General features: G+C 44.3%; 1 protein-coding gene and 1 pseudogene. Both read left to right on the top strand.

What is annotated here, in order from left to right; translation table 11 throughout:
- Window positions 1-262, top strand: a pseudogene (locus A3738_RS30850) (hypothetical protein); the annotation flags it as partial.
- Window positions 263-281: 19 nt separating this feature from the next.
- A partial coding sequence (locus A3738_RS08945) for an acetate/propionate family kinase (protein WP_231876592.1) occupies window positions 282-1,008 on the top strand: 727 nt, incomplete at its 3' end.

The raw sequence follows: 1,008 nt of genomic DNA on the forward strand, positions 1-1,008 counted from the left end.
GCTCAGTTGTTTAGACGCGTTTTTTGACCAACCTATCGATCAAGTTATTGAAAGTATTCCAATTAAAGACTCAATGCGCTCTGCACTGATGGAACGTAAAGGCGTGCAAGGTTTAATATTGCAATCTACACTGCTTTTCGAACAAGGTTTACTTGAACAAATAGACTGGAAGGCTCTCGGCGAACTGGGCTTAGATGGGCAAACCTTTAACGACATTTATTATGAATGCTCTGCAATAGCACTAGAGGCAACCGCAGCTTAATCACACACGGAAGAAAACTATGAGCTCAAAACACGTACTTGTCATTAATTGCGGTAGCTCTTCATTAAAGTACGCGTTATACGCCGTAGGCGACGCCACCCCATTACAAACCGGTCTCGCTGAAGAACTTAATAGCACCAATGCAAGGCATATTTCAAAAGATCTTTCTGGAAATAGGCAAAGCTTTGACACGCCAAATGCTTCTCACGGCGACTCAATTCAAGCAATTGTTGACGCACTCAACTGCGAATTTAACTTAAGCAATTCATTAATTGCTGTCGGGCATCGCGTTGTTCATGGCGGCGAGCGATTTAATAAAGCAACGCTCATCGACGATTCTGTGTTAGCGGAAATTAAACAATGCATTCAACTCGCGCCCTTACATAACCCAGCAAATATTACTGGCATAGAACTTTTGCAAAGTCAGTTTCCTGGGGTACCGCAAGTTGCTGTCTTTGACACAGCGTTTCATCAAACTATGCCCGAGCACGCATATCGCTATGCGATACCAAGCGAGTTTTATACTAAGTACGGCGTAAGACGATACGGGTTTCATGGAACAAGTCATCAATATGTAGCTAGTTCGACCGCACAACATATTGGCAAACCTATTGAAAATTGCTCCTTTATAACTGCACACCTTGGTAACGGCGCAAGTGTATGCGCGATCGAGAATGGCAAGAGCGTTGACACCAGCATGGGCATGACACCGCTTGAGGGATTAGTTATGGGCACCCGAAGTGGTG

Source organism: Oleiphilus sp. HI0066, assembly GCF_001635725.1.